5 protein-coding genes and 1 pseudogene are annotated in these 9,347 nt (G+C 50.5%); all 6 read left to right on the top strand.

Features of this window, described 5'->3' with window-relative positions; translation table 11 throughout:
• A pseudogene (locus PBA01S_RS23220) lies at positions 1-249 on the top strand (ATP-dependent DNA helicase PcrA); the annotation flags it as partial.
• Positions 250-636: 387 nt separating this feature from the next.
• Positions 637-2,655 carry an NAD-dependent DNA ligase LigA gene (gene ligA / locus PBA01S_RS21900; protein ID WP_085279752.1) on the top strand — a complete coding sequence of 673 codons (2,019 nt, stop codon included), beginning with the start codon at positions 637-639 and terminating at the stop codon, positions 2,653-2,655.
• Between the two features lie 209 nt (positions 2,656-2,864).
• Entirely contained in the window at positions 2,865-4,226 is a 1,362-nt protein-coding gene (locus PBA01S_RS21895; protein ID WP_127576734.1) for a radical SAM/SPASM domain-containing protein, read from the top strand.
• A 290-nt stretch (positions 4,227-4,516) separates the two neighbouring features.
• Positions 4,517-5,959: an ABC transporter substrate-binding protein gene (locus tag PBA01S_RS21890; RefSeq protein ID WP_232228334.1), complete on the top strand. Its 1,443-nt coding sequence runs from the start codon at positions 4,517-4,519 to the stop codon at positions 5,957-5,959.
• Positions 5,960-6,136: 177 nt separating this feature from the next.
• Positions 6,137-7,345 (top strand): MFS transporter, encoded by a 1,209-nt coding sequence (locus PBA01S_RS21885; RefSeq protein ID WP_255315415.1) that lies wholly within the window; start codon positions 6,137-6,139, stop codon positions 7,343-7,345.
• 186 nt (positions 7,346-7,531) lie between these two features.
• Positions 7,532-8,998, top strand: coding sequence for an ABC transporter substrate-binding protein (locus PBA01S_RS21880; RefSeq protein WP_127576733.1), 1,467 nt, complete (start codon positions 7,532-7,534; stop codon positions 8,996-8,998).
• The last annotated feature ends 349 nt before the right edge of the window (positions 8,999-9,347 follow it).

Genomic DNA, 9,347 nt, shown 5'->3' with positions numbered 1-9,347 from the left:
GCCGCTCCCATGCGGAGCGGCGTGACCGTGACCGGCGGCGGCGCGTCCAGGGGCGCCGCCAAGACCGCCCCCGGCGATTTCAGCGCCGGGGACAAGGTCGCCCACGCCAAGTGGGGCGTGGGCACGGTCGTTGCCATCAAAGGCACCGGCAACGACACGGAGCTGCAGATCGCTTTCCCCGCACCGGTAGGGGTCAAGCGGCTGCTGGCCGGATTCGCTCCGATCACGAAGGTGACCGACGGCGAGTGACTGATGGCGGATAACCGAGTATATTTGCCTCAATCCGGGGAAGGTTGAGGAGAATAGAGGTGGGGTGGGCTCCATCAGTAGAAAATAAGGGTAATTTATGTCCTTATGATCATTGAATCGGGCCTTCCTCGTGAAATAAGACCATTTTATGTTCTTATTTTGCTCCTATGGCCCAGATTTGCTTGGATTGGCTAGGGATAGCGCCATATTTTTCCCTTATTCCCCGCAAACTAGCGTATTCCCGATAAATAGCGGTAAAAAATACCCTTAAGATCATGGGCGGCACATAGTGCACTTGCCCCAATCGCTTAACCTACGGAGCGAACCCAACCGGGTTCCTCCGTTTTGATACATAAACATACCTGACTGAAGGAGGGTTGTCCCTGCATGGATGCGATGCAAAGGATGGAGCAGCTCGTCGAGCAGCTGAACCGCTACAACTATCATTACTACACCTTGGACGAGCCGATCATCAGCGACAAGGAATACGACCAGTTGTATGATGAACTGACCGCGCTTGAGGCGGAGACGGGGATCACCCTGCCCGATTCGCCGACGGGGCGCGTGGGCGGCGAGCTGCTGGAGGGCTTCAAGCCACACCGCCATCTGGCTCCGCTGTGGAGCTTGGACAAAGCGCAAAACGAAGAGCAGTTGCTGAACTGGAACAACCGGGTTCTCAAGCTGATCGCCGACTACAACAGCAAAAACCCAACTACACCGCTGCCAGATCCGACCTACGTGGTCGAGCTGAAATTTGACGGGTTGACGCTCAACCTCACCTATACCGATGGACAGCTCGTTCAGGCTGCCACCCGGGGGAACGGCGTCGTTGGTGAGGGGATCTTACCCCAGGTCAAAACGATCAAATCCGTGCCGCTGACCATTCCTTACCGGGATGGCACCATCGAGGTGCAAGGCGAAGGCATCATGAATTTGTCGGTGCTGGCCAAATATAACGAGACGGCGGCTGAGCCGCTGAAGAACGCCCGGAATGCCGCTGCCGGCGCTTTGCGCAACTTAAACCCGCGGACAACGGCGGAGCGCAAGCTCAACGCTTTTTTCTACAATGTGGGGTATTCGGACAACCTGAAATTTCAGGATCATCGGGAAATGATGGCCTTCCTCAAGGACAACCGTTTCAAGGTGAACCCTTATGTCACCTACCATGCCAGCTTTGACAAGGTGATCGGAGCGCTTCATGAAATCGTTGAAAAGCGTCCGACCCTCGATTACCTCATCGACGGGGCCGTCATCAAAATCACCGATATGCGCACACGCGAAGTGCTGGGATATACGGACAAGTTCCCGCGCTGGGCGGTGGCTTTCAAATTTGAAGCGGAAGAGACGACAACGATATTGGAGTCCGTCTCTTGGAACGTCGGGCGAACCGGGAAAATCACGCCGCTGGCCAAAGTCGAACCGGTGGAGCTGGCCGGCGTCACCGTCCAAAACTGTACGCTCAACAACATCGGCGATATCGAACGCAAAAACTTGAAGTACGCTCTGGGCACCCGCGTATTCATCCGCCGGTCCAACGATGTCATTCCGGAAATTCTCGGCAAAGTGCCTGACGAACCGGAAGGCGGAGAGATCATCTACCCTGAGGTTTGTCCGGCCTGCGGCACGCCGCTGGAGCAGCGGGGCGCGCATTTGTTCTGCAATAATCGCTTGGGCTGCAAACCGCAAATTGTGGCGCGGATTACGCATTTTGCCTCCCGGGACGCCATGGATATTGAGACGTTCAGTGAGAAAACCGCCGAGCAGCTGCACGATGAGCTGAACCTTCGGGAGCCGGCTGATCTGTATACGTTGACGTTTGATGACCTAATCAAGCTGGAGCGCTTTGGCGAAAAGAAAGCCAACAAACTCCTCCAGGCGATCGAGGTGAGCAAAGGGCGCGATCTGGCTTCCTTCTTGTTCGCGTTGGGCATTCCGAACACCGGTAAATCGACGACCAAGGTGCTGGCCGATCATTTCGGCAGCCTGGAAGCGGTAATGTCCGCCACTACGGAAGAGCTGACGGCTCTGCCGGACATCGGCGGGATTGTGGCCGACAGCATTGTGAACTTCTTTTCCGATCCGTTCTATCAGGCGGGCATCCGCAAAATGCTGGACCTTGGCGTTTCGCCGAAGGCTCCGGTTAAGTCGGCCGCACCGGTGACGGGCTCCTTCTTCTCCGGCAAAACGGTCGTGCTGACGGGCACGCTGCATCAGATGAGCCGGGACGAAGCAACCGAACGGCTTGAGGCGCTGGGCGCCAAGGTGACCGGCAGTGTATCGAAGAAGACCGATCTGGTCATCGCCGGCGAGAAGGCCGGCAGCAAGCTGGCGAAAGCCCAGGAGCTGGGTATCCCGGTCATCGAAGACGAGAACGAGTTGATCCGGCTGTTAAACGAAAGCGAATAGAAATCAGAACGCATAGAGAGCTTACACCAATTCCTTTTCCTATCCCTGAGCACATCTGCGGACATCCGCGGGTGGGTTCGGGGATTTTTTTGCGGCCAGCGATCACAAAAGTGACGAGAATCATGGCAAACCAGCGGCGTTTTCTTCATCATAGGGCGGTGGACCGGAGGGTTCATGATTAAAATCATCATAAAAAGGATGGAGAACACATGAATCACGATGCGTTACAGTGGAAGCCTTCGCGCTTTAATGCGCACAGCGAAACCGATGACGGCGGACTGATGCTGTATAACAGCTATACCGGAGCAATTGCCGCTTGTTCGCCAGCCGAACGGAATCAAGTTCTGGAGTGGCTGACCCCGGCCGCACCCGTTCCTGAACCAGCGCCTCCATTGTACGAATCGTTGATTGAACAGGGGTTCCTTGTCCCTGGCGATACGGACGAAATGCGGCGCGCCTTGTTTCTGCATCACTCCATGCATGCACAGGATGCGATGCATCTGGTTTTACTGGTGACAGAGGCGTGCAACTTCCGCTGCACCTATTGTTATGAATCGTTTCCTCGGGCGACGATGCGCGAGGAGGTGATCCGGGGGCTGGAGGCCTACATGGCTGAGCGTGCCCGCACATTGAGGCAACTGACGATCAGCTGGCATGGCGGAGAACCGCTGCTCGTCCCGCATGTCATTGAACGATTATCCCGTTCGTTCATGGCCGCCTGTGAGGCGAGCGGGGCGAGATATGGCGCGGAAATGTCGACCAACGGATATTATTTGACGCGTGATCGATTTGAGCAGATGCTGGATCTGCATGTCGAGCGGTTTATGGTGACCTTGGATGGTGAAGGGGAGACGCACAATGCCCGCCGCGGCCTGAACGGAGGCGGGGATACCTATCAAACCATCGTCAACAATTTAATGTCATTAAAAAAGGTAGACCGTCCGTTTGAAATCAATTTGCGTGTGAACTTCGATAACAGCAATTTAGAGGAGGTTTCCCGGTTCATTCCGGTGCTGCGCGATTTATTTGGGGATGACCCGCGATTTCAAGTCTATTTCCGTCCCGTGGGTTGCATGGGCGGGGAGAACGACCTCAATTTGCCCGTATGCGACGAGCGGACGAAAGATCGCAGCATTTGGGCTTTCAACGAGCAAGCGATCGCTGAAGGGCTTACGGTTAGTTCGTTTATCTCGGATATTTTGCTGCCGACGGGAGCGGTTTGTTATGCGGCGAAGCCCAACTCCTTGATCGTTGGATCGGACGGCATGTTGTATAAATGCTCGGTGGCTCTGAATCAGGACAATAACCGCCTGGGCCGGATTTACGAGGATGGTACGCTGGATCTCGATTATGACAAGCTGGCGCTATGGACGACATCCGGCGAGGAGACGGATGAGAAATGCCAGGCTTGCTTCTTCCGCCCGGCTTGCCAAGGGAACCATTGTCCGCTGTACCGGATGCGGACGGGGAACCGCCCTTGCTCTTATGAGAAGCGTCAGATCAAGAAGACCTTGCGCACAATCTGGCTGCAGGCGCAGCGGGAAGTGATGGCTTCTGCTTCTGAAGCCTAGTTTTACTAGAGTTCCTGTACACCCTAGCAAGGAGGTGATAGGCATGAAGATCATCCGTTCCGCGGCTCAGCCCGCACACATTCAAACCGGACGACTCTCCAAATCCGTTCCGGGGAACCTGAGCTAATCATATCTTGCTCATCAATAGACCGATTCTCTAAGCAAAAACTGCTAAGAGAATCGGTTTTTTTTACCAGAATATGAAACTATCGATACTTGCATACGTTATTATGGTAGAGTCATCATTAAAAAACATTCATTTGGAGGTCGTAATGAAGAGGGAGAAGTTCATGAAGGGACTGCTGATTGTATTGGCCTGCATGCTGTTCGCAGGTTGTACCAGCCGCCCTGCACAGGAGAAGGAGCAGACGTCCAGCTTTAAAATCATGTATTGGGATGAGCAGTACTTTTTTCAGCAGTATGGTGATTTGTTTGCAATTAAACATCCAAACGTGAATATCGAAGTGGTCAACACGAACAGCATCTACAACAGTTCAAATGGCGAGCCGATCGATTATGAGAAAGCTTTCTCGGATTTCGTCGATAAGGAACAACCGGATGTCATCCTCTTGGATTCCAGCAACTACGAGAAGTTCGTGAACGACGGGAAGCTCATGGAATTAGATACGTTCATCGCGCGGGATAAATATGATACGGAGAGCATCTATCCGGCGCTCATCGAAATGCTGAAGGAGCAGGGCGGCGGCAAATTATACGGATTGGCCCCGACCTTTAGCGGCAACGCGATTTTTTATAATGCCGATTTGTTTGCGAAATATGGCGTCGAACTTCCACATGACGGGATGACCTGGCAGGAAATTCTCGACTTGGCGCGTCGCTTCCCAACCGAAGGGGATAAGGATACTCGCGTCTATGGGTTTGGAGTGCAGTACGGCATGTCCATGGAGAATTTAGCTTCGTACATCGCCTCCGCTCAGGGATTGCAGTTCTTGAATCCGGACACGATGAAGATCACGATCAATACGGATTCCTGGAAACAAACTTATAAGCTGGCGATGGATGCAATCGACTCCAAAGCGATTTATATTCCCGACGAAAATGGCTTCCAAGGCGGGACGATGGAAGAGTACTATAAGAGCCGGCCTTTCTTGATGGGGAGGGTGGCCATGTCTGTGGAAAGCACCTACATGTTGCAAGATCTGAAGCAAGCTCAAGAGGTGATCACAGATTACAAGCCTTTCCAGCTGGGAGTTGCTGCTGGGCCGGTGGATCCTGCCGATCCTCAAACGACACGGTCCGTGTACTTTAACGATATCTTCGCGATCCGGGCAAATTCGCCAAATGCGGATGCAGCATGGGAGTTTATCAAGTTTATCAATGGTGAAGAATTCGCTAAAGTTAAATCGCGATCGCTCAACAACGGATTGCTGTCCCGGATGGGGATTTCTACTGAATTTAACGGGGTCAACCTGGAATCCTTCTATAAACTGAAACCGAAGTTTGATTCGAGTTCTAGCCGCGACTACGCGAAAATACCAGACGATTTCTATATGCAATACCAGCCGATTCTGGAGCGAGAGATGAAGCTAGCTCAGGAGAAGAAGAAATCGATTGATGAAGCTTTGCAAACAGTGCAGGATGAGGCTCAAGCGTTGTTGGACAAGGCGTTGAAGGATGAAGCGGCCAAGAAGGGCTCTGAAGGTAACGCGGAATCCGGTGCGTCCGGTGTAACTACGGATGCAGTGGAGACGTTCGAGGACTCGGGGCAATAATTGATGGGTGACCTAATCCATCTTTGAGGGGGGTTCCTTGCGGAAGCAGGGAGCAACCCTCTTTTTTGTGTAACCCGAACTTTCAAAAGATTGCCATCATTCCGGTCGATTCCTTAGGGGTTTGCGCCAGCGTTATATCGTATAATTTTCAAAAAGAAACCGGTTGAGGAGAACGTCATGCCAAATAAGCCAACTATGCTAAATATGCCAAAAACGAAATGGATCATAAATTTTCTGGTCTTCATCAGCTTTATGGATTTGTTTATCCAGCTTCCGGTTATGGGACCGCTGGCGCTGAGCCTTGGAGCGAGTTCGTTTCAAATCGGGCTTGCCGTGGGCATGTACTCCCTGACCAATATGATCGGGAATATGCTGGCAGGGTTCTGGATCGACCGATACGGAGGCAAAAAAGTGCTGCTCGCGGGTTTGGTTACGACAGCCGGAATTCTGTTGCTGTACACCACGGTTCGACAGCCTTCTGCGCTTTTGACGGTTCGCATGCTGCATGGTCTTGCCGGCGGGCTGCTGGTGCCTAGCGCATTCACTTTAGTTTCTTATGTCTCTTCTGACCGAGATCAAGGTCGTTCCATGGCTCATTCTGGAGCGGCTGTTGGGATTGCCGCCATTCTTGGGCCGGCCTTTGCAGGAATGATGAAGGCTAGTGTTGGAGTGAATCGTTTATTTATGGCTACATCGGTGATATTGCTGCTGGGAGGGGTTCTTGTTCTGATGGTTAGGCTTCATGCTGGAGGAACCGAAGCGCGCGATAAGGATGCATCGAACGACAATGTTTGGAACGCATTTGGAGCATCCTTGCGCAATGAATCGGTTGCAACCGCTTATTACGGCGCATTTGCATTGATGTTTGCCATGGGAGCGTTGACGTTTAGCCTTCCTTTAAAAGCGGAGGCGCTTGGTCTGCCTGATCAGGCCGCCGGTATGATGCTTAGTGTATTTGGGGTTGTGGCCATCAGCTTCTTTGTGTTGCCGAGTAATCGGTGGTTTGATACAGTTTCTCCACTCCGATTAAGTGCGGCGGGCGGAGCGACGGTTCTCGTATCGTTGTGTGTACTGTCGATGACAGATCATCAACTTGGTATGTTTGCCATCATGGGGTTTTACGGGTTAGGATTTGCTCTGCTGTTCCCAACTCTCAATTCACTGCTCGTCAACAACGTCGATCCTGTACATAAGGGCAAAGCATTTGGAATGTTCTATGCTTTCTTCTCCATAGGAGTTGTAGGAGGATCTTCAGGTCTCAGTGCATTTACGGGGGATTATGATCTTGCGCTTCGCTTGGCTGCAGGCTTCTTACTGGTGTCTTGCAGCATCCTGGGAGTTTGGGGGAATCGACGGCGGAGGGGGCGGGGATCTACTACCTATTAGGGTTACATTACTTGCGTTACATATATTCCTACATAACAACCTTTTTAAGAGGCGAGTTCTCGTTGTAACGAAAATAAAAAAACCTCTCAACAAATTTTCGGTCCTTTTGCCAAAACTTGAAACTATCTCCTTTTCTTGAACGTCTGTTTCGCATAGATAATTAAAACATATATTTTGGAGGTAGTGATGAGGAGAAACTGGTTACATAAAGGGCTGCTAGTATTATTGGGTTGCGCACTTATGGCGGGCTGTACAAGCGGAACTGCGCAGGAGCAGGGACAAAAGTCTAGGTTCAAAATCATGTTTTCTGATGAAAGCTATTTTTATCAGGAGTATGGGGATTTGTATGCCATTTCGCATCCTGATGTCGAAATCGAAGTGGTTAGTATGAATAGTCTTATTAATTATTCCGATACTGAAAATTTTGATCACGCGAAGGCTTTCTCAGATTTCGTTGACAAGGAAATGCCTGATATTGTGCTTCTAAGTTCATCGAATGGGGATTACCAAAAGTTCGTCGAAGATGGAAAATTGTTGGAGTTGGACAGTCTAATCCAACGGGATAAATATGATCTTGATACGTTCTATTCTGGTATGCTCGATGTTCTCAAGGAGGAAGGGGACGGCAAGTTATACGGCTTATCTCCGACTTTTTCGCCAAGTGCTGTTCTCTACAATGCGGATTTGTTTGCGAAATATGGTATTGAGGTGCCGCACGATGGAATGACCTGGGAGGAGATTCTTGATCTAGCGCGTCGGTTTCCAACAGAAGGTGATAAAGATACACGTGTCTACGGTTTTGGAATGTTATACGGCGATTCATTGGAAAGCTTAGCCACTGAGATCGCTGGGTATCAAGGGCTGCAGATGTTGTCTCCAAGCACGATGAAATTGACGTTAAATTCTGATTCATGGGTGCAAGCTTATAAGCTGGCAAAGGATGCATTGGATTCCAACGCTATCTACAAGCGAGATTCCGAAGGGGACAGTTTTGGAACAGTACGAGAGTATTATCAGAACCAGCCCTTTGTGAAGGGGCGTGTCGCGATGACTGTTGAGAATTTCAGTACGCTTCGTAATCTGAAGCAAGCGCAGGACTCGCTCGAAGACTATAAGCCGTTTCAGCTCGGTGTTGCGGCAGGACCGGTGGATCCTGCTGATCCCGAGTCATCGCGGGGGATCTTCTTCAATGACATCTTCGCTATCCGGGCCAATTCCCCAAATGCAGATGCAGCTTGGGATTTCATTAAGTATGTTAATGGAGAGGAATGCGCAAAAGTTAAGTCAAAATCGATAAGTCAAAGTTTGCTGAGCCGTATGGGGTATTCCGAGGAGTATAAAGGAATCGATATGGAGCCGTTCTACAAACTTAAGCCGAAGCTTGATCGGGAAACTCGTCGAGTCTGGGATATGATCCCTAAAAGTTTTTATCCCCAATACCAACCGATTCTTAACCGGGAGCTGCAGCTTGTCCAAGCGAATAAGAAGTCGATCGAGGAAGCTTTGCAAACGGTCCAGAAGGAAAGTCAGGTTGTTCTCCATATGTTATTGAAGGAAGAGGCCGAGAAAAGTGGAACGAGTGATTCCGCAAAAACTGAAACGAGCGCCGCAGGAACGACCAAATCCTTTGGGGAGAGTGATTCGAGCATTTAAAGCAATTCGTCAGTTAAATTCACAGATTTCTGAATGATATAGGATTGTTGATGAGAATTGCCTGATAACAGATGGGATAAAATTCATATTGCAAAAAGGTTGCCAACGTGATAAATTATTACTTGTCGCTTCGAACGACATGCTGTAGAAAATCATTATGAGCTGTCGAAAAAAGAAGTTGACATGATTCGATCAAATGAGTATAATAAATAACTGTTCGACAAAAACTGATTCTTGTGATTGGTGATTGGCGACAGTAAGCAAGTTCTTTGAAAACTGAACAAATGGAACACGTCAATTTTTAATTAGACGATATGAATCGTCAGTTTTGAAATGAGCAAGTCAAACA

Origin of the sequence: Paenibacillus barengoltzii NBRC 101215, assembly GCF_004000745.1 — a bacterium.
GTDB lineage: Bacteria > Bacillota > Bacilli > Paenibacillales > Paenibacillaceae > Fontibacillus > Fontibacillus barengoltzii.
Note: the sequence above shows the minus strand (reverse complement) of the source record. Positions and strands in the feature narration are given on the sequence as shown.